Annotated in this window: 21 protein-coding genes and 1 pseudogene; 9 read left to right on the forward strand and 13 right to left on the reverse strand. The window is 49.6% G+C overall.

The genetic code is table 11. The features are described from left to right. Nucleotides 1-10 precede the first annotated feature (10 nt). Nucleotides 11-2494 (forward strand): adenosylcobalamin-dependent ribonucleoside-diphosphate reductase, encoded by a 2484-nt coding sequence (locus F459_RS0119475; protein ID WP_020614376.1) that lies wholly within the window; start codon nt 11-13, stop codon nt 2492-2494. A gap of 100 nt (nt 2495-2594) precedes the next feature. Here the strand turns inward: F459_RS0119475 and adhE are convergent, their stop codons facing one another. After that, nucleotides 2595-5249, reverse strand: coding sequence for a bifunctional acetaldehyde-CoA/alcohol dehydrogenase (gene adhE / locus F459_RS0119480; RefSeq protein WP_020614377.1), 2655 nt, complete (start codon nt 5247-5249; stop codon nt 2595-2597). Nucleotides 5250-5447: 198 nt separating this feature from the next. Here adhE and F459_RS0119485 point away from each other — a divergent pair, with 198 nt between their 5' ends. Beyond that, nucleotides 5448-6674: an arginine deiminase gene (locus F459_RS0119485; protein ID WP_026295125.1), complete on the forward strand. Its 1227-nt coding sequence runs from the start codon at nt 5448-5450 to the stop codon at nt 6672-6674. 25 nt (nt 6675-6699) lie between these two features. Then, the gene (gene argF / locus F459_RS0119490) at nt 6700-7695 is read left to right on the forward strand and encodes an ornithine carbamoyltransferase (protein WP_020614379.1); all 996 of its coding nucleotides are present in this window, start codon (nt 6700-6702) and stop codon (nt 7693-7695) included. A gap of 100 nt (nt 7696-7795) precedes the next feature. Here argF and F459_RS0119495 read toward each other — a convergent pair whose 3' ends face one another. Continuing rightward, the gene (locus F459_RS0119495; protein ID WP_033302130.1) at nt 7796-9856 is read right to left on the reverse strand and encodes a sensor histidine kinase; all 2061 of its coding nucleotides are present in this window, start codon (nt 9854-9856) and stop codon (nt 7796-7798) included. A gap of 173 nt (nt 9857-10029) precedes the next feature. Here F459_RS0119495 and F459_RS0119505 point away from each other — a divergent pair, with 173 nt between their 5' ends. After that, nucleotides 10030-10965 (forward strand): DUF4349 domain-containing protein, encoded by a 936-nt coding sequence (locus F459_RS0119505; protein ID WP_020614382.1) that lies wholly within the window; start codon nt 10030-10032, stop codon nt 10963-10965. Beyond that, nucleotides 10966-11304: a cupin domain-containing protein gene (locus F459_RS0119510; RefSeq protein WP_020614383.1), complete on the forward strand. Its 339-nt coding sequence runs from the start codon at nt 10966-10968 to the stop codon at nt 11302-11304. Between the two features lie 2 nt (nt 11305-11306). Here F459_RS0119510 and F459_RS0119515 read toward each other — a convergent pair whose 3' ends face one another. The 3 genes from F459_RS0119515 to F459_RS0119525 all read right to left on the reverse strand — a co-directional run bounded on the left by F459_RS0119515 (nt 11307) and on the right by F459_RS0119525 (nt 13817). Then, nucleotides 11307-11597 (reverse strand): chorismate mutase, encoded by a 291-nt coding sequence (locus F459_RS0119515; RefSeq protein ID WP_020614384.1) that lies wholly within the window; start codon nt 11595-11597, stop codon nt 11307-11309. Between the two features lie 9 nt (nt 11598-11606). Next, entirely contained in the window at nt 11607-13379 is a 1773-nt protein-coding gene (locus F459_RS0119520) for a sensor domain-containing diguanylate cyclase (RefSeq protein WP_245540238.1), read from the reverse strand. Between the two features lie 108 nt (nt 13380-13487). Further along, a complete protein-coding gene (locus tag F459_RS0119525; RefSeq protein WP_026295126.1) occupies nt 13488-13817 on the reverse strand; it encodes a helix-turn-helix domain-containing protein in 330 nt (109 codons plus the stop codon). Between the two features lie 135 nt (nt 13818-13952). On the opposite strand from F459_RS0119525, the gene F459_RS0119530 reads away from it, so the two are divergent. The 4 genes from F459_RS0119530 to F459_RS0119545 are packed head-to-tail and all read left to right on the forward strand — an operon-like array spanning nt 13953 to nt 17351. After that, a complete protein-coding gene (locus tag F459_RS0119530) occupies nt 13953-14252 on the forward strand; it encodes a hypothetical protein (protein WP_020614387.1) in 300 nt (99 codons plus the stop codon). Between the two features lie 24 nt (nt 14253-14276). Then, on the forward strand, nt 14277-15338 hold the full coding sequence (gene corA, locus F459_RS0119535; RefSeq protein WP_020614388.1) for a magnesium/cobalt transporter CorA: 1062 nt from the start codon (nt 14277-14279) through the stop codon (nt 15336-15338). A gap of 47 nt (nt 15339-15385) precedes the next feature. Next, on the forward strand, nt 15386-15982 hold the full coding sequence (locus tag F459_RS0119540) for a TetR/AcrR family transcriptional regulator (RefSeq protein WP_020614389.1): 597 nt from the start codon (nt 15386-15388) through the stop codon (nt 15980-15982). After that, nucleotides 15972-17351 (forward strand): MATE family efflux transporter, encoded by a 1380-nt coding sequence (locus F459_RS0119545; protein ID WP_020614390.1) that lies wholly within the window; start codon nt 15972-15974, stop codon nt 17349-17351. Before F459_RS0119540 ends, F459_RS0119545 begins: the two co-directional genes overlap by 11 nt. A 13-nt stretch (nt 17352-17364) precedes the next feature. Here the strand turns inward: F459_RS0119545 and F459_RS0119550 are convergent, their stop codons facing one another. The 8 genes and pseudogenes from F459_RS0119550 to F459_RS24195 all read right to left on the reverse strand — a co-directional run. Next, on the reverse strand, nt 17365-18708 hold the full coding sequence (locus F459_RS0119550) for a CBS domain-containing protein (RefSeq protein ID WP_020614391.1): 1344 nt from the start codon (nt 18706-18708) through the stop codon (nt 17365-17367). Nucleotides 18709-18784: 76 nt separating this feature from the next. Continuing rightward, nucleotides 18785-20254, reverse strand: a complete 1470-nt coding sequence (locus F459_RS0119555; RefSeq protein WP_020614392.1) for a hypothetical protein — start codon at nt 20252-20254, stop codon at nt 18785-18787. A gap of 34 nt (nt 20255-20288) precedes the next feature. Further along, the gene (locus tag F459_RS0119560; protein ID WP_020614393.1) at nt 20289-21380 is read right to left on the reverse strand and encodes an ABC transporter ATP-binding protein; all 1092 of its coding nucleotides are present in this window, start codon (nt 21378-21380) and stop codon (nt 20289-20291) included. An 11-nt stretch (nt 21381-21391) separates the two neighbouring features. Continuing rightward, nucleotides 21392-23077 (reverse strand): ABC transporter permease, encoded by a 1686-nt coding sequence (locus F459_RS0119565; RefSeq protein ID WP_020614394.1) that lies wholly within the window; start codon nt 23075-23077, stop codon nt 21392-21394. Nucleotides 23078-23148: 71 nt separating this feature from the next. Further along, entirely contained in the window at nt 23149-24177 is a 1029-nt protein-coding gene (locus F459_RS0119570; protein ID WP_020614395.1) for an ABC transporter substrate-binding protein, read from the reverse strand. A gap of 94 nt (nt 24178-24271) precedes the next feature. After that, the gene (locus F459_RS0119575) at nt 24272-24970 is read right to left on the reverse strand and encodes a response regulator transcription factor (RefSeq protein ID WP_020614396.1); all 699 of its coding nucleotides are present in this window, start codon (nt 24968-24970) and stop codon (nt 24272-24274) included. After that, on the reverse strand, nt 24963-26135 hold the full coding sequence (locus tag F459_RS23330) for a sensor histidine kinase (protein ID WP_051086191.1): 1173 nt from the start codon (nt 26133-26135) through the stop codon (nt 24963-24965). The genes F459_RS0119575 and F459_RS23330 overlap by 8 nt, the downstream gene beginning before the upstream one ends. Nucleotides 26136-26194: 59 nt before the next feature. Continuing rightward, nucleotides 26195-26922, reverse strand: a pseudogene (locus F459_RS24195) (hypothetical protein); the annotation flags it as partial.

Consider the following 26922-nt stretch of genomic DNA (forward strand, 5'->3'; position numbering starts at 1 on the left):
TGGGAGGACAATGGTGTCGTTACAGAAGAATGCTCTCAACGATCTGGGAAGAAAAATCTTTCTTGATCGATATGCATTGAAAGACGGATCGAAGAAATCACTGAAAGTGGGGGATATTGTTGTCGTCGTTAGCAATCCCCAAACCGGTCAGCGGGAGATCGGTTCCGTCACTGCAATGGAAAACGGCACCGTTATCGTCAAACTTGATACAGGCGAAGAGGTCGAGCGGAACCTTGAGCATGTAGATAAGCCTCTTGAAACGACCCCTGCTCAGATGATAAAGCGAGTGGCCTCCGGTATTGCCATGGAGGAGAGCGAAGAGAAGCGTGAAGAGTGGACGGAACGTTTTCGCTGGCTTCTCGAGGATTGGCGTTTTGTGCCCGGCGGACGTATCCTGACAGGAGCGGGAACCGATCAGAATCTTACCTATTACAACTGCTACGTTATTCCCAGCCCCGAAGACAGCCGGGGCGGGATCATCAAAACCCTGGGACACATGACCGAGATCATGAGCCGGGGCGGTGGGGTCGGTATCAATCTTACCTCGCTGCGGCCTCATCACGCTTATGTGAAAGGGGTAAACGGCCGTTCTTCCGGATCCGTAAGTTGGGGAGCCCTCTATAGCTTTGTTACAGGTCTGATCGAGCAGGGGGGCAGCCGTAGGGGGGCCTTGATGCTTATCCTCAATGTCTGGCATCCCGATATCCTCGAGTTTATTTCAAGTAAGCGGCAGATGGGGCAGATCACCAATGCGAATATCAGCGTCGGTATTACCGACGACTTTATGAAGGCCGTCAAAGAGGACCTTGATTGGGAACTGGTGTTTCCCGATACCAATTATCCCGGTTATGATAAGGAGTGGGACGGCGACTTCGTGGCCTGGAAGGCTGCGGGCAAGCCTGTTAATGTCTATCGTAAGGTGAAAGCTCGGGAGATTTGGAATTCCATTATCGAAAGCGCCTGGGCAAGCGCCGAGCCGGGAATCTTTTTCGTCGATCGCTACAATGCCATGAGCAATTCCGGTTATTACGCCAGGATCCAGTGTACCAATCCTTGTGGGGAGCAGGGACTGCCGAGTTGGGGGGTCTGCAATCTCGGGGCGGTCAATCTATCGCGCTTTGCAAAAGGTAACGATGTGGATTGGGATAACCTTGGCCGCACCGTTCGCTATGCCGTCCGTTTTCTTGATGATGTAATCGACAATACTCCCTATTTTTTTGAGGCAAACAAAGAGCAGCAGCTTTCGGAACGAAGGGTGGGGCTCGGCACAATGGGCCTTGCGGAATTGATGATCAAGCTGAAGATTCGCTATGGTAGTAAGGAATCCGAGGCTTTTCTTGATAAACTGTATCGCTTTATAGCTGTTGAGGCGTACCGTTCCAGCAGCGATACCGCCAAAGAGAAGGGAAGTTTCCCCAAGTTCGAGGTCGTACCATTTCTTGAAAGCGGCTTTATGAAAGGGATGCCTGAGGAAATTCGGAAAAAGATCACCGAGAATGGTATGAGAAATGTTACGCTTCTGACCCAGGCTCCTACCGGGACTACCGGAACAATGGTTGGAACTTCCACAGGAATCGAACCCTATTACTTTTGGGAATGGGAACGACGCGGAAGAATGGGGAGCAATATCGAGCGGGTTGGTGTCTATGACGAATGGCGGAAGGCCAATCCCGATGCGGAGCAGCTTCCCGACTATTTTGTTTCTGCCATGGATCTTTCTCCGGAAGAGCATGTCAGGGTCCAGGCCTCCATCCAGCGCTGGGTCGATTCAAGTATCAGTAAAACCTGTAACGTCCCCAACCAGTACACCGTAGAGCAGACAAAGCAGCTCTATGAACTAATGTATGATCTTGGCTGTAAGGGTGGCACCATCTATCGTGACGGCAGCAGAGACGAGCAGGTATTGAACCTGAAGAAAGAGGAAGAAAAGAAAGAAGGTCCGGTCGATGTGAAGCAGATCAAGCCGAGGGTCCGTCCTACGATGCTTCGCGGAGTCACCTATCGCAAACATACTCCCATCGGAACCGCGTACATTACCGTTAATGCCGACGGTGCCAGTATGGAAGAGCCCTTCGAGGTCTTTATCAACGTTGCAAAGGTGGGATCGGATGTTGCTGCCGATGCCGAAGGTCTGGGACGACTTATTAGTCTCATTCTGCGCATACCCAGCCCCCTGGGGCCGGTCGAGCGGGCAAAGGCAGTGATTGCTCAGTTACGGAGCATTGGCAGCGGCCGTCAGCGTGGTTTTGGAAAGAACCGGGTGATGAGCCTTCCCGATGCGGTGGCCCAGGCCCTGGAAGAACATATCGGTACGGTCTTCGGTGAAAGCAGCTATCCGGTACTGCCGGATGAGGAAGAAGAGGAGGCTGCAAAGCAGTTCGCCTTTTCCTTCGATGCACTTCATGCCGATATCTGTCCCGTCTGCGGAAATGCTACCTTTATGTTTATCGAGGGCTGCAAGAAGTGTCACAGCTGCGGCCATAGCGAGTGCTGAGCCCTTTGGGGAGCCATTGCCCATGGCTGCTTTTGATATGCATAAGCGAAAATGAAAAAGGCCGGCCGCAGTAAATGTCCTCGGCCGGCCCTGCCGTCTTTTATGCTTCTGTTATGTATGCTGTTGTCACTGATTTTCCTGCAAAAGCAGCCATATAGAGATCTTTGATCTCATTGATGAGAGGGTAACGGGGATTTGCCCCGGTGCACTGATCGTCGAAGGCCGCCTCTGCCATGGCATCCAGCTCCTTCGTAAAGGCTTCTTCCTTGATACCCGCTTCAGCAATACTTTTCGGAATATCCAGCTCCGCTTTTAGTTTTGTGATCGCATCAAGCAGCTTATCGACCTTTTCCTCCATTGTCCCTCCCCCGAGACCGAGATAATCGGCGAGCCTGGCGTAGCGCTCTGCCGCCTGGGGATGAGTGTACTGGGGAAAGGTACCTTGCTTTGCCGGAGCCTCCGAAGCGTTGAAACGCACTACCTGGTTGATCAGGAGGGCGTTTGCCAGCCCGTGGGGGAGGTGAAAAAAGCTGCCGAGCTTGTGGGCCATGGAATGACAAACCCCGAGAAAGGCATTTGCAAAAGCCATTCCTGCCATATTCGAAGCATGGTGTACTTTTTCCCGTGCCTCCATATCGGCCGCACCGAATCGATAGGCCCTTGGCAGATATTCAAAGAGAAGGCGTATGGATTCCATAGCCAGAGGAGTTGTATATTCAGTGGCAAGCATACTTGCAATTGCCTCAAGTCCATGAGTGACTGCGTCGATACCGGAGTATGCTGTCAGCCTTGCGGGCATCTGAGCGGCAAGTTCCGCATCGCAGATTGCCATGTCGGGGGTAAGGGCATAGTCGGCAATGGGATACTTGATGCCTGTTTCATCGTCGGTAATGACCGCAAAAGGGGTTACTTCGCTTCCCGTTCCACTGGTGGTGGGAATTGCGATGAGGCTCGCCTTTTGGCCCATCTCGGGAAAGCGGTACACCCGTTTTCGGATATCCATAAAACGCGCCGCGAGATCCTGAAAGTGCACCTCCGGGTGTTCATAGAGAACCCACATGATTTTAGCAGCGTCCATGGGGCTTCCGCCGCCAAAGGCAATAATCAGATCCGGTTGAAAGGCGTCCATCCGCCTGACCCCCGTTCGGGCGTTGGAGAGGGTGGGATCGGCCTGTACCTCGCTGAAAATTTCCGTTTTGATGCCCATCCTTTCAAGACGGTCGGTAAGCACCTTGGTCATTCCCGAGTCGAAAAGAAAGCGGTCGGTGACGATGAAGGCTTTCTTTTTCCCTTCAAGTTCTTCGAGGGCAACGGGAAGCGAACCTCTTTTGAAAAAAACCTTTTTTGGGGCACGAAACCACAACATGTTTTCCCTCCTTGCCGCAATGGTTTTATAGTTGAGTAATTGTTCCGGTCCGACATTCTTGCTTACGGAATTGCCTCCCCAACTCCCGCAGCCAAGGGTAAGGCTCGGCTCCAGTGAAAAATTATAGATATCGCCAATGGCACCCTGACTCGCCGGCATGTTGACCAGGGTCCTTCCCGTTTTCATGGTTGCTCCGAATCGTTCGATTCGTTCTCTGTTTGCAGGGTTGGTGTAAAGCACACTGGTATGACCAAGCCCTCCGAAGGTGACCAAAGCTGCGGCTGTTTCCAGGGCCTGTGAAAACTCTTTTTTCTTGTAGAGGGCCAAAACCGGGCTTAGTTTTTCAGCGCTCAGCGGCTCCTTGCTTCCCACTGCTTCGACTTCGGCAACCAGCACTTTAGTGGATTCGGGAACCGTGAAACCCGCCATTCCGGCAATAGTCGAGGCTTTCTGGCCGACTACTTTGGGAGATAGTTTTCCTTCGCCGAACATCAGCCGACCAAGCTTTTCTTTTTCCTCTTTGTCGAGAATGTAAGCGCCGCGGCACACCAGCTCGCTTTTTACCTCTCGGTAGATTTTCTCGACAACCACAACGGACTGTTCACTGGCGCAGATCATGCCGTTGTCGAAGGTTTTGCTCATCAAAATGGAACTCACCGCCATTTTGACATCCGCACTCTCGTCTATCAGTGCCGGAGTGTTACCGGCTCCGACACCTATGGCTGGGGTTCCGCTCGAATATGCCGCCTTTACCATGCCTGGGCCTCCTGTTGCGAGGATAAGGCTGATAGACGGGTGTTCCATCAGTTGCCTGCTTAGTTCGACCGAAGGTTCTTCGATCCAGCCGACGATATCTTTCGGTGCCCCTGCAGCCACCGCTGCTTCAAGAACGATCCTGGCGGCCTCTATGGTACACACCTTTGCCCGGGGATGGGGACTGAAGATGATACCGTTTCGTGTTTTAAGGGCAAGGAGGGCCTTGAAAATGGTTGTGCTTGTCGGGTTCGTTGTAGGCACTACACCGGCAATGACACCAAGTGGTTCGGCAATTTTTGTGACCCCAAAGGTGAGGTCCTCCTCTATGATCCCACAGCTCTTCATGTCTTTATACTTATTGTAGATATATTCCGATGCAAAGTGGTTTTTGATCACCTTATCCTCGGTGACTCCCATTCCTGTTTCCTTGGCGGCAAGCTTAGCCAATTCGATTCTTGCCCCGGCCGCCGCCATGGCAGCGGCTCGGAAGATGGCGTCCACCTGCTGTTGATTGTATCGGGCATAGCGGGCTTGTGCCGCCGCTACCTTCCGAATACTGTCGTTAAGCATTGCTTCACCGCCGATCGGCTGTGCTTTATGTGGTTCCCGCTTGAGTTTGCTTTCGATAGACATGGTTACCTCCTTTAATCGATAAAAAAATATCTAAAAACTGTGTATATAGTATCGAGTAATTATCGAAAAGGCAAGTATCGATAAATAAATATCGTGTTAAAAAGAACGAAATCTGCCAATAAAGAGAATATTTTTATTACTACTGTAATAGTTACTATGCGTTGCGTCATTTTAAAAAAATGTATACCATATCTTCTCATGATCAATGTGACCAATGAGATAGGAACGTTGCGGTCTGTGCTTGTACATCGCCCCGGCCGGGAGTTGGAGCGGCTTACCCCAAGATACCTGGAAGAGATGCTCTTTGAAGATATTCCGTGGTTGAAGAAGATCAGGGAAGAGCACGACCTTTTTGCCCAGACACTTTCAAAACGAGGATGCAAGGTCTACTACTATCACGATCTCCTTGCCGATATTCTCAGGAAGGAGGTCGTCTGTCGTTCCATGATCGACGACGTACTCTCTGCCTGCCGAATCGGATCGACCCTGCTGAAAGAGTCCATTCGGGATTATCTGCGTGGGATGGAGGCGGAACGGCTGGCAGAGGCTTTCATCTCCGGTTTGGAGAAAAAAGAGATCGATCGTTTGGCCGGTCGGTCACGTCTCTCGAGCTACATTCGGGAGGCTTACCCTTTCTACATCAACCCTCTTACAAACCTCTACTTTACACGGGACCCCGGCGCTGTCATCGATTCGGGGCTTGTCGTCAGTGCAATGAAGACTCCGGCGAGAAACCGTGAATCGCTGATACTTCAATATCTTCATGATTATCATCCTCTGTTCGCCGATCCTCAGGGTGAGGGACAGATTCCGCTCTGGTACAAGCCTTCTGATCTGGATAGTATTGAAGGGGGAGATATCTTGATGCTCTCTCCCGAAGTTGTCGCGGTGGGATGTAGCGCGAGAACTGGGACCGAAGGGATAGAGCGGCTTGCCGAGCGGCTTTTTTCCGGCCCCTCCGGGATACAAGAGGTCCTGGTAATACAGATCCCCTTTGCTCGTGCTTTTATGCACCTTGATACCGTCATTACCATGGTAGATCGGGACACATTTACTATTTTCCCCGATATTCGGGAGAAGATTACGCTCTTTCGCCTTAAGCCGACAAAAAGAGGAGGAATAAGCATCTCTCCTCTTGACAGTTTAGAGAAGAGCCTGAAAGAATCTCTCAGGCTTCCGGCGATCCGTTTGATTGAAAGTGGTGGTGGCGATGATTTGACCGCCGCCCGTGAACAATGGAATGATAGTACCAACACCCTGGCCCTTGAGCCGGGAGTCGTCGTTACCTATGATCGAAACGTCGCCTCAAACGATACGCTTCGTGCTGCAGGCATCGAGGTGGTCGAGATAGAGGGATCGGAGCTTGTTAGGGGCCGGGGAGGCCCCCGCTGTATGAGCATGCCGCTTCAACGTGAAGCGATTTGAGAAGGCACGAGATAAGGAGGAACCCATGCCTGTAAATTTGAAAGGAAGAAGCTTACTGACCTTGAAGGACTACACACCTGAGGAGATTCGCTATCTTCTCGACCTTTCTGTTGATCTAAAGCGTAAGAAACGTTCAGGAATTCGGGGGAACCTGCTTGTCGGAAAGAATATCGTTCTGCTTTTTGAGAAGGCCTCTACCCGTACCCGTTGTGCCTTTGAAGTTGCTGCCTTCGACGAGGGTGCCCAGGTGACCTTTCTCACCAATAGCCAGATGGGAAAAAAGGAATCGATCGAGGATACCGCCCTTGTACTTGGCCGTTTCTACGACGGTATCGAGTTCCGGGGATTTAAACAGGAAACGGTTGAGGCGCTTGCACGGTATTCCGGGGTTCCTGTATGGAACGGTTTGACAGACCTCTATCATCCCACACAGATTCTTGCCGATTTTATGACCATTATGGAACATGTGGACAAGCCGCTTTCAAAGGTGAAGCTTGTTTTCGTAGGTGATGCCCGCAATAACATGGGCAACAGCCTTATGCTTGCTTCGGCGAAAATGGGAATGACGTTTGTCGCCGTTGCTCCAAAGGAACTCCACCCTTCTGGTGAGATGGTTGATTATGCCGCTTCGGTTGCGAAAGAGACCGGTGCCGTTATCTCCATGACCGACAATATCGCCGAAGGTGTAAAAGATGCGGATGTCATATACACCGATGTATGGGTTTCGATGGGTGAGGAAGCCCAGTTCGCCGAGCGGATCAAGCTGCTGAAGCCGTATCAGGTCAATATGAAGATGATGAAATCGACAGGGAACCCCGACACCCTTTTTATGCATTGCCTTCCTTCTTTTCACGACCTCGAAACCAGTATCGGAAAAGAGATTCACACTAAATTTGGTCTTGCCGAGATGGAGGTTACCGATGAGGTGTTCCGCAGCAAACAATCGGTAGTCTTTGACGAGGCTGAGAACAGAATGCACACCATCAAGGCTGTTATGGTCGCCACGATCGGGGCCCTATAGCCATATAAGCCAAACCTATTCTTGCAGTAAGGCGTTTCAGCCAGGCAGGCTGAAACGCCGATGTGAGCATTGATGGTGGTTTCCCTGGATTATCCTATGATTATCCTATCTCTCCGCCTTTGCCGGCCGAAACCAAGCTTGAATCCTTTATCTCGGGAAAGCTGATGAAAAAGGTCGTGCCCTCTTTTCCATAGCAACAAACCGATCCATTGAGCTGTTCTACAAGCAGATGCACCAGCTGGAATCCCAAAGAGCGTTTTTCGCTGAACAAACTCCTCGGAAATCCCTTCCCATTGTCGGAGACCGTGAGCTCCACCATTTTCTGTTTATCGCGATTCCCTTTGATACTTATGCGTGCCTTCTTCTCGTCCGAAAAAGCATGACGAAGAGCATTGCAAACCAGTTCGGTAAGGATAAGGCCGCAGGGCATGGCCTGCTCGACAGAAAGGTTGAGATTGTTTGCATCGACCGTGAAGGAAATAGCGCGGCCGTTTACCGTGTGCATTTCGGCAAGATGTCCCACAACGGCCAGAAGATAGGGTTCCAATTCTATATGGTCGAAACTATTACTCTGATATAGCTGTTCATGGACGAGGCTGATGGAATAGATATGAGCAATACTTTCGTGGAAACCTATAGCTTCTGCCGAACCGCGAAGCTGTGACTGCTTGAGATTGAGAAGGCTGATGATCAGCTGCAGATTGTTTTTTACCCTGTGATGGACCTCTTCAAGGAGTACCTCTTTTTCCCGAATTGCTTTTTGAAGACGAGTAATATCCGAGCCGACCGAAAGGATTTCGACGAGGTCTCCTTTTTCGTCTCGAAGCGGCATCGAGGTCCACTGAATCCATGCAAGCTCTCCGTTTCCCTTATGATTTATATTTTTATACGAGGAGAAGGATTCGGGATCATTCCAGATGTCGGCGGATAGGATAGGGTCGTTTGCTATTATTATGCGGGCGAGAGGAATAGGCTGTATGGTGCTGTCGAAATTGAAAAAACGGGCGGCAAATTCGTTGTAATAGGTGATGAAACCTTCCTTGTTCCAGCGAATGATGATGGTCTGAGCGTTTTCTACAAGCAGACGGTAGTTTTTCTCACTTTTCTGTAGTTCCAACTCTCTGGTTCGGATTCGTTCGGCCATGGTTTTCATTGCATTGAGAAGCGCCTCCGCTTCCCTGAAGCTCTTTTTGCCATTAACCTCGTACCTGCCGTCTGCTATCAATTGTGCTTGTCTGGTTAATGCTTCAATGGGGTTGACGATACGCTTGCCAAGGAAAAGGATGATCCCGATGAGGAAGATCGAAAATATGACGGTTACAATAATAACGGTGAAACCTAAGGTGTGTACCGGAGAAAAGAATTCATCTGCGGGAGAGAGGACATAAAGAGGCCAACCCGTCTTTTCTATGACCAGCCGTCGGGAGAAGTACCGGGTTCCCGCGATCTTAAGAATTTCCGACGGCCGCTTTTGATGGTCCGAAAAGAGCTTATGCTGTTGTTCCACCAATGTTTTATTTTCAAAGGTGATGACCGTTCCCGTTTTATCGGTTATAAGGATCGACCGATTCCCTGATTGTCTGACATCCTGTACGAAAGCCGACAGAATGTCCAGGTTAAGATCTGCCATGAGCACTCCCGCTTCGAAGGGAACACCATAGCGGATTGTAGGTTTCGACGTAATCGAAGAGATGAAAGAGTTGCTCCAGTATCCGGTCTGATCTGCTTTCACGGTACGAAAGAACGTGGTGTTTCCCAAATTACTGCCGACAAAGTTCTCATCGTAGGGAACGGTGGTCACGACATCGCCGGAAGCATTTAAAATCGTTAGTCGTCTAAAAGGGGGAATCGTTTCAAGCAACGAGGAGAGGAGTTCTTCGTAGTCATTTGATCTCTTATTTTGCAACCAGATACTCTCTTTTGTAATTGTTTGTGTCATGGCCGTCGCTCCCTCCAAAAAAAGTGAAATTTCCCTTTGAATAGAGCGGGCAAGGAATTCATTATCCTGTCGAATTTGCCGTAGTAAGATGTCCGATGTGGTTCTGTACATGATGATGGAGAAGAGTAAGATTGAGGGGACCAGCAGCGGAAAAAGTACTAAGGTGAGCAAGCTTCTGATACCCCGCCGTCCCTTGCTACCGAATAGTGGCAATATGTCCATCCTTTATGTTGCTGATGAGCACCGGAGTAATCGTTTTTTGCTTATAGAGCTGTTGTGCTGTATTACGGATGGTTAACCTGTTCCTATCCATGGGAAGATTATAGGGGATTCACCCGCTCCTGGAAAGAATTAATGCTGGAGAGAGACAGGTAAATGGGTTAGACTCTTCCTATATGAAACGATCTATTTTTTATGCAACGGCATGTTTCCTTGTGCCGCTTTCTTTCTTTATGACGGGGTGTGGTTCGAAGATGGCTGAAACCGCCGCTTTCGCCCCTATGGTCGAAAAGAGCGTTGGCAGTGCCGATTTGCGGCGCAGTGTGGAAAACTTCGCAAGCTTTGATACCGGCGGAGGGGCCCTTGCACAGGCGGCTCAGGAAGCTCCTGATACAAGTGATCGAAAGCTTGTAAGTACGGGTTCGATGGAACTTGAGGTCGACGACCTTGATATTGCCGAGAGCGCCGTTCGTAAGGCGACGGATTCGGCCGGCGGCTATGTGCAGTCTTCGAGCAGATATGAAGATACCCTTTCCATGGAATTGAAAATCCCCGCAGAGGCTTTTTCTTCGTTTCTTGATGCGGCAGAAGGATTCGGTCGGCTGGAGTCCCGCAGTATCAATGTAGAAGATGTTTCCGATCGCTATTACGATCTGGAGCATCGGATCAAAAATAAGGAGATCCTCGTTGAACGCTATCAGAAGTATCTGCAGGATGCAGAAAGTGTTGAAGATCTTCTGACAGTGGAACGGGAACTAAACGATGCAACAACGGAGCTCGAGCAGCTCAAGGGCTCTTTTCAGAACCTTGACCATCGGGTTTCTTTCTCGACCCTTCATATGATGGCTCACTTACCCTCCTGGGAACAGCAGGAAGATCCGTTGCCCTCTATTCGGGCAGGCCTGAAACGTTTCGGACGAATGATCATTCAGGTCCTTTATGTGATTCTTTTCCTTTTGCTTGGGATTATCGTCTTTGGGATTCCCGGCGTGCTTGTGGTCGGGGCCTTGTATTGGCTTGCCTTTGGAAGGGTCGGCCTGGTACGCCGATTCTGGCATAGACTACGGCCCAGCCGACGGACAAAGAAAACAACGGAAAAGGAAGAGAAATAGATGGAAGATCGAATTGCTTACGCAACCCTCGATCATGCGATTCCCGCATCAGGACCGCAGGGAATTGTCCGAAGAACCCTTGCCTGGAATAAAGAGGCCATGACCTGCCATTTTCTACTCGAAAAGGGGGCTGTTATTCCGATGCACCGCCATTCGGCGGTACAAAGCGGTTATGTCATCCGCGGGAAAGCAAAATTTATGAGAGGAAACGGGGAGTCTTTTATCGGCGAAGCCGGAACGAGTTATGTGTTCGACCCGGATGAAGAACATGGGGTGGAGGTCTTCGAAGAGAGTGAAATCATCGAATTTTTCACTCCCGCACGGCCCGAATATCGATAGTATTATGAGGAAGTCATAATACTATGCTGGCCTTTCTTCGCCTCTTCGACGAGAAAAGCGTGGAGGCGGAGAGCCAGGGATTCGTCGAGTCCCGCTTCAAAAGCAATCCGTTTGTAACGTTCTATCTGCTCTTGTTCTCTGTCTGGATCTGCGATTGCCCTTTGCTCTTTCTTTTTTAGATTGCCTATCTTTTCCGTCGTTTTGAATCGTTCCGCCATGAGACGGAGTAAGGCGGCATCAATATTATCGATACTACGTCGTAAATCATTCAACTGATCGCTGCTCATATGCATGAGCTTATGCTAATTACCCTCCGGGGACAAGGGGTTTTCGTCTTCCGGGGAAATGGAAACCCTGTTCCTTCCACTCCTTTTTGCCGAATAGAGCGCCTGATCGGCCAGTTTGACAAGAATGTCCCTGTCGGTCCCAGGGCGTACATGTTTTTCCGCTATTCCCAGGCTTACGGTAACCACGGGAGCAACCTCCGAGTAGGCATGAACGATATTGAGATCCTGGATCCCCTGCCGCAATCTTTCCGCTACCTTTGCCGCACTTTCCAGCGGATGCCCCGGAAGAAGGATGATAAACTCCTCTCCACCATAGCGGGCGACAAAATCCTCACCCCGTTTTAGACTTTCCTGAACCAGGGTCGCAATTTTCTTTAGGCAGATATCTCCCGTAGGGTGGCCATAGTTATCGTTATACGCCTTGAAATAGTCGACGTCCATCATAATAAGGGAAAGGGGCAGATCTTCCCGTTCACTGCGTCGCCATTCTCCCGTATATACCTCCTCAAAGTAACGTCGGTTTGGAATCTCCGTGAGAGGATCGATTCTTGAAAGCCGTTCTAATCTTTGATTCACCTGCCCAAGTTCCCAGGTCCGCTCTTCTATCTTTTCTTCGAGTTGATCATTGAAGAGTTTGACTTCTTTCGCCAGGTGCTCCGCCTTTTTGTAGGAACGGTCGAGCTTCCAAGAAAGAAAATACGCCTGCAACAATAAAAAGAAAAGGATTCCGAAGCTTAGAAGTTCCGGCATATTGATGTTATTGATTTCTCTAAAATAATCGGAAAGTGCAGCGGTCAAAACAATGACGCCGCCGACCGTCAACAAAATCGTCCCCGTTTTACTCGTGAGTACCTTCCCGGAAAATATAACCACTATAACGTAACAGCCGAAGGCGATGGATATGAAGAGTGCATACTGAAAAAACCAATCATAGATGCTCACAGGAAAAAAAAGCAGAAGTACACCGGAAGCAATAAGTAGCCCTCGTGCCAGCATGAGCGGCAGGCGGGATGCCTTATTGCCGGCAATACCCCAGATATAGAGAATGATGAGCGGCAATAAAAGGAAAACCGGCATATAGCCAAGTTTCATCATTACTTCACCAGGCATGCCGGGCCATAACCGAACAAGAATTCGTTCGTCGACGATTCCTTCTCTCAATGCCGTTATGAACGCAATGATCGCAAAGTACAAAAGGGTTTTGTCCCTTCTGTATGTGAGGAAAAGGAGCATATGATAGAGCGAGAGCATAAGCAAGCTGCCGAAAAGGATGGCATCCCGGATGATATGGCGATGGGTCATTTCCCGTATGGCTGTCTCTGTTCCAAACAGAATTCTATTCAGACTCATCCGACGATGGTGGTAGTTTGCGACTTGAATGACGATGTCAGCTCTTTTTCGCCTGGTCGAAAACTGAATAACCCGAGGGATATATCGAGGAATAAAGGGAGTGATGGAACCGGTGATCATCCGAAGGGAACCGTCGATCCATACCTTAGACGCCGCCCCGAAATAGGGCATTTTAAGGGCAAAATTGTGCATCCTGTTCCCATCGTTCATAGGAAGTTTCAGTCTCAGGCGTAGGGTCGCCGTACCCCGATAACCGATCAGCTCCTTGGGAAGCATTAGGAAGCTGGGGGGCTCACTCTCGGTAAATTCTCCCGGTTTTAGGAGCATCTGAGGATAAAACTCCCACCTTCCATCCAGGGGAACGATTCCCATAGTTTCATAGCGTCTCATGCTGAGGTCGACCATGGCGTCGTCGACCGTCTTTGACGCATATATCATAAGAGGGCTTATCAAAGAGATAAAAAATATAAGGCAAAGGCGACAACGATTATACATCACAAAAATGATAGCGAACGGGTTACTATCATGCAAGACGAAAAAGTAGCGCTATTTTTCTAGAAAGCCGGAAAATGCCGAATCGATTTCTTTTACAAGGGTACCCTGAAGTTCCTGTTTTAATTTGGTGATTTTGCGATAGTCACTGAGCAGATGTTGCTCTTTTTCCGGAAGAAGCAACTGATATGGTTCGAGCTGTAATGCCGAAGCCAGCCTTACAAAGGTATCTGCCCCCAACCAGCGTCTGGAACGTTCGATATCGTTCATATGACCAGTAGAAATTTCAGCCCGTTCGGCAAGTTCCATCTGACTTAAGCCTTGAGATTTACGCGCATTGCGGATATTTATAGCCAATAATTCCAGCAGTTGTTCCGATTTCATTATGTATGAGTATCCGATCGTTGTCTTTGATTGCCAATAGTGTGTAAGCGTAAAAAATATGTAGCACATAACGGATGACTTGTAGACACAAATCGTTTAATTTGATCAAATACTCCCATGTCGTTATTGCCGAGAATGCAAACGTTTATCCTGGTAGAGCCGAACGAGCTTTATCGTCTTGGGCTGGCACTGCTTCTTCGGTCTGTGGGATGTGGGGTCTTCCCCGTTTCTTCGGGCGGTGCTGCCGTTACGCTCATGTACAGTAGGGAATTCTGCGACGGGATATTGATGAATAGCAACCTGGGGGCGGGGGTGAATGCCGCCGATGCAGTCTCCATGATTCGGAGCTTTTCACAGGTTCCCATTCTTCTTTTTGATGCAACTTTTCATGTCAGGCCTTGTGATTCGTTTTGTTGTGAGAGTATGCCCTTTTGACTATACTGAAACCGGGGGTGCAACATGAAGATGATTTCCCGTTACACAAAGAAAATCGGGCTGCCTCCCGGAACGGTAGTACATACCGGAGACCAAAAGATCAAGGCGGCGAAGGTTTCCGTGATGCACTACTCCGGAGCCAGTTGCGAGGAGCACGTCCTTGATACAGAGACCGATTTCACTTCTTTGGCAACGTTGAAAGGGGTTACCTGGATCAATATTGATGGTCTGCACGATATTTCCCTGATTCAGCGTATCGGTACGGCCTTTGATCTTCACCCTTTAATTCTGGAGGATATTACCAACATTGGGCAACGGCCGAAGTTCGAGGAGTATGGCGACCGCCTTTTTGTTATTCTGCCCATGATCAGTTTCGACGATCACAATATGGCTATTGACGTGGAGCAGATCAGTCTGGTCTTCGGGAAGGGGTTCGTCTTATCGTTTCAAGAGCGAACCGGTGATGTACTCGACTGTGTCCGGGAGAGGATACGGCATGGGACAGGACGGCTCCGTAAGGAGGGGGCCGACTATCTTACCTATGGACTGATCGATGCCATCGTCGACAATTATTATCTTGTCCTCGAGCGGATGGGTGATAAGATTGAGCTTCTTGAGGATGAGCTTATCGGTGAGCCCAACGAAACAACGCTCCACCGAATTCACGATTTGAAGCGGGAGATGATAGGGCTCAGGCGTTCAATCTGGCCTCTTCGGGAGTTGGTAAACGGTCTGATACGTAGTGAATCGCTTTTGATCGGGAAAACTACCCGAATGTATGTACGAGATGTGTACGATCATACCGTCCAGATCATCGATACCCTCGAAAGCTATCGTGATATGACCTCTTCTATGCTGGATATTTATCTTTCCAGTGTCAGCAATAAAATGAATGTGGTGATGAAGGTCCTCACCATCATCGCCACCCTCTTTATTCCCCTTAGCTTCATTGCCGGAGTATACGGCATGAATTTTCGTTACATGCCGGAGCTGCAGTGGCGGTGGGCCTATCCCATATTTTGGCTCGTCTGCTTTTTAATTTTGATCGGAATGGTGATTTTTTTCAGAAAAAAGCGATGGATATAAGTTCTTTACTTGACTTTTATGAACAATGTTCATAAAGATATAAGGGAATGCCGAAGCTTATCAAGAATATTGAGTCTCGTCTTATAGATGAACTTGAGAACATGATTTTTACCGAGGGCCAGGAGCTGACGCTCCGGTCCCTTGCCGAACGTGCAGGAATTGCTGTCGGAACAATCTACAATTACTTTCCGGATAAAGACGATCTCCTGAAGGCTCTCTTCCAGCGGGAATGGTCCAACGTTATTGCCGAGATTGTGAAGGAGTTGGATTCTGTCGAGGCATCTCGCAACGATCAAATCCGGAAGATTGTCGGTATGATTTATTCGTTGAGTGAACAGGTTGGGCGAACGCTTCCCCAACGAAAGACGTTACTCGGCGGCTGCAAGGAAAAAGGTGCTTTTCGCCTGCCAAGCTATCCCCATCGGCCTGAGGGGTGGTTCTGGCTTAGGGAAGCATTTCGTCCGATCTGGAATCGGGTATTTCCCGATTCCAATATTGATGTCGATCGGCTTACCATTATGGTAGTCTCGATCGTGCCCCGCCTTATTTTTCTTTTCCCTGAGCAGGGTGAGGAAAATATGCAATTTATTACGCAACTGATTCAGCGCGGGACAAAAGAAAATGGAGCGATAGATGGCAGATAATTACAATAATGAACGAATCCAATTACTGGCAGAGGGAGACATCGGCTCGGCCCTTTTCAAGCTTTCGGCTCCGGCAGTGGCCGGAATGATGGTTATGGCAATCTATAATGTAGTGGATACGTTTTTCGTGAGCCTTTTGCGGGATACCACGGCAGTTGCCGCTACAGGGATTGTCTTTCCCCTTTTTCAGCTTATCGGTTCCATCGGCCTTACCTTTGGGATGGGGGCCGCCAGCGTTATCAGCAGAAAACTGGGGGAAAATGATTACAAAGAGGCAAACCGCACCGCTGCTACCGCTCTTTATACCTCTTTGGGCGTCGGTATAGCATTTGCCCTTGTCGGTGCGACCTTTATAAAGCCACTTCTGGTTCTCTTTGGGGCCACGGACTCGATCCTGAGCACCGCAGACCTTTACGGCAGAGTCATTGTGGGTGGTTCCATCTTCCAGGTTACCAACATGACCCTCAATAATATTCTCCGTTCTGAGGGCGCTGCATTACATAGCAGTACCGGACAGATTATCGGTGCAGTTATGAATATTATCCTCGATCCACTTTTTATCTTTGCCTTGAATATGGGTATAACCGGAGCCGCAATTGCAACGGTGATTTCCCAGGGCATCTCGACACTCTATCTTGCCAGCTACTATTTTCGAGACAAGGGAGCCATTAATCCCTTCAAGCGTTCTTATTTTCACCCCAGGGTAAGGACCTATCGAAATATTATGAACATGGGAATTCCCACCTTCGTACGGCAGATTTTGGGAAGCATCTCCTTTGGTATCGTCAATAACGCCGCAGGCGTCTACGGGGATTCCTCTATTGCGGCTGTGAGTATCAACTTTCGCCTTTTCAGCCTTCTGATGATGGCGCTTTTCGGATTGGCCCAGGGCCTGCAGCCTTTGGCCGGATACAACTATGGCGCTCGCCGTTTCGACAGGGTACGACAAACCATTAGGATTGTTTTCGGTGTTGCAAGTGGAATCGGCCTGTTTGCCGGAATCCTTTGTTTTATCTTTGCCCCGGCGATCATGCGGGTTTTTGCACCCCAGGACCCTGATGTCATTGCCATGGGCTCAGAGGCGATGCGCATGATGGCCCTTTCCCTTATTCCCGTGGGCTTGGTAATTATGTTCGGCGGGATTTTTCAGGCCCTTGGAAATGGACGGTATGCCTTGATTCTTGCGGCGGGTCAACAAGGGCTTTTCCTGATTCCTCTGGTGCTTATCCTTCCCCGTTTTTTCGGCATCTCGGGCGTGTTCGCCGCCCAGCCTGCGGGATTTGTCTTTGCCCTCCTTGTAGGAGTGATACTCTTTCTCCGGCAAAGCAATGTTTTGAAGGCCCGAGAAACCAATATGCTGGAGGGATAAAAAAGGAAATCATTTAGGCGACGGGAATGCCTACTTCCTGCATTGCCCGTTGCTGTTTCCGTTTTTCGTTTTTTGCGAAGTTCAAAAAATCGGTCCTGGTTACAATACCGGCGAGTTTTTCCGCTTTGATGATCGGAAGATGACCAATGTTATTATCGAAAAGTTTCTCTTCGATTTCCCGGACCGTGGTTTCCGGAGCGGCGGTGATGAGGTTTCTTGTCATGTAGCCTTTCACCGGAGAGTGCATTTGTTCAGCCCTTCTTCCCTTCATGATGTCCCTAAGGGTGATGAAGCCGGCAAGGGCCCCGGTTTCGCATATCACGGGAATACCGGTGTGACCCAGCTTTTCCAGAAGTATTGAGGCCTCCAGCAGACTCGCCGTATCAAGTATCGTATGGACTGGGCTGCTCATAAGTTCCTCGGCAGTAATCGCCGGGGCAAGCATTTCCTCGAGGTGCTCGAGCAGCTTTTTGTGCACGAAACGTCCGTCTTCATGTTTTACCATGGCCGAACCCGCTTTCGGATGCCCTCCTCCACCGAAGATTCTGAGGATGTCGTTAAGATCGATGGTATTCTTTTGATTTCGTGCAATGATAAGTGTTTTCTTCTTTTTGGGAAAATGAAATGTGGCGAAAAAAAGATCTTGGTTTTCCACCTCGAATACCTTTTCCACCACTGCACCGAGCCCTTCCGTTTCCGTTTCTATCTCCCAATAACTGGTAATAACTTGATGTCCGTGAATCGAATGATATGTCAGCCTGTTGAGAAGCTCGTGAAAGAGGGTTACCTGGTAGGTTCCCGACAAAGGCTTTAGAAATCGCTTTACCATGGGGAGGGAAGCGCCACAGGTTAGAAGATAGGAGGCAACGGAAAAATCGACCTCCTGGACATTCTCATGAGTGAAATTGCCGGTGTCTGCATAGATCCCCGCCAAAGCAACGGTGGCATCTTCCGGATCCACAGCAATCTTGCGTTGCATCAATTTCAGGCCTATCTGACTTGTATTCGCTCCGCAGGGCATGCTGTGGATAAGGGCGGCAGGAAAACCTTCCGCTTCTCCGGGGTGGTGGTCAAAGATTTCCACCTCATAGTTGTCGTTTTTGATGAACTGGAAATATTCCTTCACCCTCGACATTGCCCGTGTATCTACTATGACGATTTTTTCCACCGTTTCCCCCTCGAGATCCTTGGGGTTGAGAAAGGTAAGCTTATGCCGATAGATATTGTGCATCTTTCGTGCAACGGGGTGGAGGAGTCTGCTACGTATCGCTTGATGGTCGGGAAAAAGATACTTTGCCAAGACGATCGAGCCGATACAGTCCAGGTCCATGTTGGTGTGCCCGATAATGATCTTCATCCTACCTTATATGGTAGCAAAATCCGGCAAGTTCGCAAGTAAAAAGATGGAAAGCGATAAAGAACTTTCAAGGGATTTAAGTAGGCACTTCCTCGATCCTCTGTATTCCCTGGTGGGTGAGTATAAGCCGGTATCGGAAAAGTTGTTCTTCTTCTCCCTTGCTCGAAAGGACCAGAATGAGATTAATATGGTAAACCCGCTTTCCCTTGATGGCCTGGACCTCTCCCCCGTACCAGGTTCTCAACAGCTTCTTGGATGCGTCCATCTCTTCCTGAAATCGGTCGAGCTTCAACCGAATAATTTCGGTTATCGCTTCCACACGGGAATGTTCTCTGAGCAGTTTGCGGCTGTCGATAACCACCTCTTTCCTGAAATGGATGACGTTTTCCGGAGGAAGAATCGAACGAAAAGGATTAGAGCCTGCCTGCCGTACCGTCCTTACATTTTGCGGAAGCTCTTCCGGGGAGATGATACGGACCATACTGCGTGTTTTCCCCACATGCCTGTCGACCGCCCGGTCTACCAATCGCTCTGTTCTGTCCGCTATGAATCGAGGCATTATTTTTACCAATATGCCTCGCAGAATTTCCTTGATACGGTCTTTCAGCATGTAACTGACGACTACAATAAAGGCCCAGGGAACACTGTAACTTGCAAAAAGGGTATTTGCAAAAAAAGTGGCGACAACCGAAAAAATCATAGCCGTTGCCGCTGCCATTGCCGCTAGTATATGTCCTATCTTGCGATTGGTACCTGTTTCCTCACTGGACATATAGAGAACGGTCTGGGACCATTTCTTCAGGATGCTTTCACGATAGAGCATCCCTTCAACCTCTACTTCCGTTCCGTTTGTGATAACCGACGGGTAACCCATTTCTTTGCGATAATACTGCTCGTGCTCCATGAGTACCGTAATCTTTTCCACCAGTTCTTCCTGCCGGAGCATACCGTGAAGGTAAAAAAGCATTTTCTCCGCCGATAAGCTGATCGATTCGTCTGTCCACCGAAGGGCCGTTCTCAGCCGTTCGGTGATGGACGGTTCCATGAAACGGGCATGAAGAGCACGAAAGACATGGAGGAAGGTTTCGGTCTCCTTGAGAAACAATTCAATCTTCGTGATGACTGTCGGATTGGTTCCCTCTTTTGCGATACCGCTCAACAGTCTGTGGGTCGCTTTCATTTCCGCCGAAAAGAGGTTTGCAAGGGTCCGCAGTTCGTAGAGTATCCGGTTTTCGTCGATATCACTCGATAAATTCGCCTTATCCAGAAACTTCCCGATGCGTGCGATGGGACTGATGGCGCAGTCCGGATCCATCAGCCGCGAAAGGGGAATGTACGAGATGGAAAAACGAGTGTGGCTTTTAACGTCCGAGAAAAAATGGTCCACCCCGTAACGCTTGGCCGTTATACCAAGTTGTGCCGGAGTGAACATATATGTTTCAAGTGTGTAGAATGCCCGATTCTCTTTTGGATCAAGAGGGTATCTGTTCTTTAACTCTAATTGGGTCTTCCCGTGGGCCCGAATTGAGGATTTATATTCGGTCATTCCGTCTCCTTTCAATGCCTGACTTATTGAGCACCTATCTCTTGTAAATTCTGAAGAACTCCTTTTTAAAGGAGAAAGCAATCTCCTGGCCATAACGATAATTATGGATCTCACCTTGGGTATTCGGCGTAATCGCCGTCATAAATCCGTCGGCGTACTCGATTTTGTATTCGGTAGTTGCCCCAAGAAAGCTACTAACCTCAATCTTACCGTTAAACGCTCCTTTTCCTGGTCTAACTTCAACCGCCTCCGGTTTTATGGCCAGGACAACTTCGTCTCCCTTTAAAAATGATTGTCCGGCGGTAGAGAGAGGAACTTGCACCTCGGATCCGAGTAGAGAGACCGAAATAAAACGACTGTCGATCTCCGTCACCACACCGTCGAAGAAATTTGCGTTACCGATAAAATCGGACACAAAGGGATCTGCGGGGTGATTGTAAATCTCCTCGGGGCTGCCGCTCTGAACAATTTTACCATTGTTCATAATAACAATAGTATCACTGATACTCAAGGCTTCACTTTGATCATGGGTAACGTAAAGTGCGGTGATACCCAAGAGTTGTTGTACCCGTTTGATTTCCGTTCGTGTCTGGATTCGTAGCTTTGCATCCAAATTCGAAAGAGGCTCATCGAAAAGAATGATTTCCGGTTTTAAAACCAGAGCCCGGGCAAGAGCCACCCGTTGCTGCTGCCCTCCCGACAATTCTCCAGGATAACGATCTTCCAATCCCACAAGATTAACCATCTGTGCTGCCAGAGCAACGTCGTTTTTGATCACCTCTTTCGGTATTTTGCGTATTTTCAATCCGTAAGCGATATTTTCAAAAATGGTAAGATGTGGGAAGAGGGCGTAGCTCTGGAATACCATCGGCATGTTGCGGTCGAAAGCTGGAATTGTATTTATTTTCCTTCCGTCCAGGATGATGTCGCCGGTACTCTGCACCTCGAAACCTGCAACCATTCGAAGGGTTGTGGTCTTCCCGCATCCCGAGGGCCCAAGGAGTGTGACAAAATCCCCCTTGGCGATGGAGAGCGAAATATCATCTACAGCACGTACGGTATTGCCTCGTCCGTCGTGAAAGTCCTTGACCAAGTTTTTTAGCATCAGGTAATCGTTCTGTTTCATCTTCTTTTCCTTTATTTCGTCGTTCCGAAAATTTGTTCGCGTCCCAGGCCCGTGAGTTTCATGATGATGAAGATGAACACCATGATGACTACAATCAGGGCGAAGGACATGACCGAGGCGACTCCCAGTCGCATAATCTCCGTCTGGGCAAGAACAAGAACCGTCATATGGTTCCAGCGTGCAGATACAAGAAAAATAATAGCGCTTATGGCCGTCATGCTTCTGACAAAGGCAAAGGTCGCTCCGGAGAAAAAGGCCGGACGGATCAGCGGCAGGGTAATCTTTCTGAAGGTAAGGGCACTGGTTGCCCCCAGATTGATGGAGGATTCCTCGATTTCATTGGAAATCTGCTTCAGTGCCGCTATACCTCCTTCCACTCCGATCGGAACATTTCTAAAAACATAGCAGGTGATCAGGATAAAGGCGGTTCCCGAAAGTTCGAAAGGCGCTTTATTGAAGGCTAAAATATAGCCGATACCGACGGCGGTTCCCGGGATGGCGTAGCTGAGCATGGAAAGGAACTCCATAAGATGTTTACCGGGGAAGTTTTTTCGCACGACGATGTAGGCAATGACCATGCCGAAGATGGCAGTGATAGGTGTGCTGATAATCGCAAGAAAGAGGGTATTCTTCATGGTTGTGCGCCCAACATCCCAGCTGTAGGCAAAGTGGTCGAGGGTAAGATGCCAGTTAATTCCCCACAATTTTACAAAGCTACCACTTATGATGGTGGCGTACAAAAGCAGGACAAAACCGGAGATGATGCCGCAGGCAAGGGTTAAAAGAATTGTAACCCCTTTTCCCGTTTGTGCGGTGCTTCGCCTGCTCGATTTACCGGTTACCGTGATGTAGCTTTTCTTTCTCATAATATACTTCTGAATAAAGAAAACACTAACCGTGGGAATCAACAACAGAATTGCAAGGGCCGTTCCCCGGGGAAGGTTCCCCATACCGGTGAATTCCATATAGGCCTGGACAGAGAGGACATCGAAGTTTCCGCCGATAATGATAGGATTTCCGAAATCGGTGAGGCTGCTGACAAACACGAGCAGCCAGGAGGCGAAAATCCCCGGAAGAGCAAGGGGAAAGGTAACGGTCAAGAATGCCTTTCCCCGTTTTGCTCCAAGATTCATGGCACAGGTCTCGAGGTCCGGGTCGATACCCTGGAGGATGCCTGAAAGTGTCATGTAGGCTATGGGAAACATACTGATGGTCTGGACGATAATCAGGCCTTTTAGACCATAGACATTTGCCATGTCGATTCCCAATAGTTTTGCCGTGATAAGTCCGTTTCTTCCGAAAAGGAGAATAACGGAAAGGGCAAACATGAAGGGTGGTGAGATGATCGGAAGAAGAGCCATCCCCTGGAAAAATTTCCTTCCGCCGATTCGGGCTCTTGTAAGGGCGAAGGCAAACAAAAAGCCGATGGCTGTTGCCAGCGTGGCTACGATCACCCCGAGGGTGACGCTGTTTCGTATCGCCCGCAAATATTGTGAATGGGTAAAAATCTGACGGTATACGTCGCCGGTAAGTTTTCCCTCCGGGGCAAGGCTCAATTTTGCTGCAGAGGCGAGAGGGTAGAGGATGAACAATGCCAGCAGCGCAAAGATGACTATTACGCCGATCATGAGGGCCGGTTCTCTTGTTAATTGGTAAAAACGATTATTTAGGTTCCGGCCGGTGGTCGTGTTTGTCATGCACGGTGCTCCTTACGAATAAAGACGACTATAGGGGCCGCTGAGGGCCCCTATAGCTTTCCGGTAAACTATTATTTCTTTGGTTCGGTACGAGATTCACCGCCTATGACGGCGTTCCACTTTTCCACTAGGCGGGTTTTGTTGGCTGCGGCCCATTCATCGTCCTGATTGATGGTGTTGACCTTGCTGATGGGAAGGGCACCCTTGGGAAGGGGAACATCAACAAAGGGAACGGTAAAGGCCGTGGTATAGATTTTTGCGGCGGTTTCACCAAGGGCCCAATCGTAGAGCTTCTTTGCATGTGCGAGCTCTTCGGCAGGACCGTTTTTGATCAGGCTGATGGAGGCAACCTCATAGCCTGTTCCTTCGGAGGGGAAGGTAATTTCCAGGGGATATCCTTCGGCAATCAAACGTACACCGTCGTGAGCGTATCCGATGGCAATCGTGGTTTCTCCAATGGCTGCATTCTTTCCGGGGGCCGAGCCGCTTCTTGTATACTGGGTGATATTGGAGTCCAGCCGCTTCATGTATTCAAAGGCCTTCTCCTCTCCGTAGAGCGTTACCATGGTGGCAAGAACGTTATAGGCCGTTCCCGAAGATCCGGGATTCGCCATCTGCACGTGTCCCTTATATTTGGGATCGGCAAGTTCTTCCCAGGATGTGGGAGCGGTGAGACCGTATTTTTCCAAGGCCTGGGTATTGCTCTCAAAACAGAGGGGCCCTGCGTAGATTCCCGACCAGTATCGATCCGGGTCTCTGAATTTTTCAGGCATTGTAGCGGCGGGGGAATCATAGGGCATGGTCAACCCTTTGTCCTTCGCCTCGATATGACCGAGACCTACACCTCCGTACCAGATGCTGGCCTGGGGGTTTTCTTTTTCCGCTTCCATCCTGGCGGTACATTCGCCGGTGGAAAGGCGTACCCAATCGACCTGAATGCCGGTCTCTTCGGTAAAGGCGTTGAACACCTTACGGGCAAGCTCTTCGTCGAGGGTGGTATAGGCGGTTACCTTTCCGGCGTTCTCCTTCTCTCCTCCTGCGAACAACGCAAATGAGGTAACAAGCAGCATCGCCAGGGCAATTGCTACAACTCGTTTCATGACGGTTCTCCTCCTGTTTGGGTTTGTGACTATATCCCTTACAGTGTAGGATCTCCCCCGAACGGAGACAAGAAACAATCCGGTTACAATGGAGTTACGAAATAGTAACGGGAAGAGCGAAGCGGTAACCGCGCCCCCACTGGTTGACGATGACCCGCGGATTATGGGGATCCTGTTCCACCTTGGTGCGAAGACGCTGAATGTTCACTTTAATCATTTGGCGATATCCGTCCCACTCTTCGGTTCCCCACACTTCCCGAAGGATTTCTTCCCAGGTGACCACCGCTCCCTTTTGCTTCATCAGCAACACAAGAAGAAGATACTCGGTAGGAGTCAGTCGGACCCTTTCTCCCCTGCATAGCACCTCTTCGGAATCGAAGTTGACGGAAAGTCCTTCGCTGACTATCCTTTGCGGCTTTTCATCGCTGTCGTTTCTTCCAATCAGATTCGCCACCCGAAGGATTAACTCGCGGTGATTAAAGGGCTTGCGAACATAGTCCAGAGCTCCCAGCTCCAGGCCTGAAATGACGTAATCATCCTCGTCGTGACTGCTTAGTATCAAAATCGGAATGCCCTTGTCTCGGAGGGTTCGACAGACCGAAAAGCCGTCTATACCGGGTAAGGCCAGGTCCAGGACGACCAAATCGAAGTCTTCGCCGTCGGCGGTCTCTACTGCGGCTTCCCCCGTCTCCACGGTAGTAACCTGATACCCCTCGTCGGTCAGGAGAAAATGGAGGATCTGCAAAATATGCGGCTCATCGTCGACAACGAGAATATGTTTGTCGCTATTCATTTTCGGTAACTACTCCGTCAAGGGGAAGCGTGAAGGAAACCGTGGTTCCCGAACCCTCCACCGATCCCACATAGACCTTCCCATTATGCTTTTCGATTACCCGCTTGACAATAGCTAAACCAAGCCCGGCCCCCTCGAGCTGGGCACCCGAGAGAATTCCACCCTGAAAAAACTCGGTAAATACCTGCGGCTGCTCTCCTGTTCGAATCCCGGAACCATTGTCGTTTACCGATACCACCACCGCCTGTTCGTTTTCGTTGACCGATATGATGACACTGCCCCCTCTTCGCATGTGCTTGACGGCGTTGTGCACCAGGTTGACTAAGACCTGATGTATCCATCCCTCATCGGCAGGGGGGCGGGAGAGCAGTTTCGGAAAAGAGTAACGCAGCTCGATTCCTTTAGCTTCGAGGATCGGCCGCATGTGAAGGGCCACATTCTTGATGACCTTTCTGATGTCGATGGGCTTAACCTTGATGGTAAACCAGGCACTTTCTACTTTGATACTTGCCAGAATGGTATCGGAAAGGGTGACCAGCCTTTGTACATTGCTTCCTACCGAAGAGAGAAATTGGTGTTGGCGTTCTTCCAGGGGCCCAATCCTTTCTTCGATCAAAAGATCGACGGTAGACTGAATGACGGTGAGGGGGGTGCGTATTTCGTGGGCCAGGGTGGAAAGAATTGCCTCTTTTGTTTTAAGGCGCTTCTCTATTTCCAGCCGTTTCGCTTCCTGATTCCGTATCAGAAGAAAGGTAAACAAGAGGGCCAACGGAGTGACAATTGCGGCTGCCACGAAGAACGGGAGAAGGGGAGAAAGCGATAGGAGGCCCGCCGCACAGGGACCGATCACGCTTACGGCAAAGGGGAGACGCAATTTCCAGCCGCTGTTTTGTGCTGCGTCGACGGCGATTCTTGATCCGATCAGAGGGGCGAAGAATAGAAGCGGAGTCAAACCGGATGCAGCCGCCCCGAAAACGATGAAAAGTAATTCTCCGAAAAGCGCCAAAGAGGAGGGGATAATGGGAAGAAAGCGTAATCCCATGGTTGCGAATGTCAGGGCAAGGGCAATGATTGAGGCTTTCGTCGAGAACGGGTAGGCGAAAGGTAAGGCGATGAGAACGGACAGCGCCAGAATGCGGCATCGATAATGGTCGAAACGAAGCATTACGGCTCCCATTATACTACATTTAGCTACTGTCAGGAATCGTGGTGATTCCTTTACCTTTAAGCCCATGCATAAGAAGGAAGATAGTCAATCATCCACCGTAAGGCCGTGGGAATGCACCTGACCCACAGCTCCCTCCCACTCCGATTCATGGGCTGGTTCCGTAAGAAAAACCTCCGCCTGGTATACAGACTCCTCAACTCGGATGCTATCCGCTTCCCCTCTATCCCAGCCACTATCCCATGTGTCAGCCCCCGCTTCTCATCCTTTCCCCCAACCCGATAGGGCTTCATAAAGTTGTGATAATATCGGTAGATCTCAAGCCGCTCCAGCATGTTCACCGTACTTCGGGCAAACTGTACCGTCTGCCTCACATGATCCGAGTCATCCTTCCGGATCTCCCGGTCAAGGTAGTTCACACTAAAGAGGGGATTACACAGATCCCGAACCCGCTTCGAGCTGATCCTGTGGTGCTCTATCATTCCGGCCACCCCAGCCGGTAGAGCTTTCATCACCCTTTTGTACTGCATGTGTTCATCGGTATAGAGCTTCACCCTATCCCTTTCCGATTGTTCGGTCAGGGATAGGACCTTTTCAACGACATGCTGAAACGACTGATAAACACTTCCTCTATAGACCTTTAGCTGCTCTTTGATCACCGTGTTTCTCTTCTTCTGATAGCAGGTCATACGTCCCTTTCTGGTCAGCTGAGCATAATCGGAGAGGAACCAGAACTGGGAGTCTTTTCCTGCCAGGATCTGGATGTTGTTGGGAAGGTACTGGGAAC

The sequence above is a fragment of the Sediminispirochaeta bajacaliforniensis DSM 16054 genome (assembly GCF_000378205.1).
GTDB lineage: Bacteria > Spirochaetota > Spirochaetia > DSM-16054 > Sediminispirochaetaceae > Sediminispirochaeta > Sediminispirochaeta bajacaliforniensis.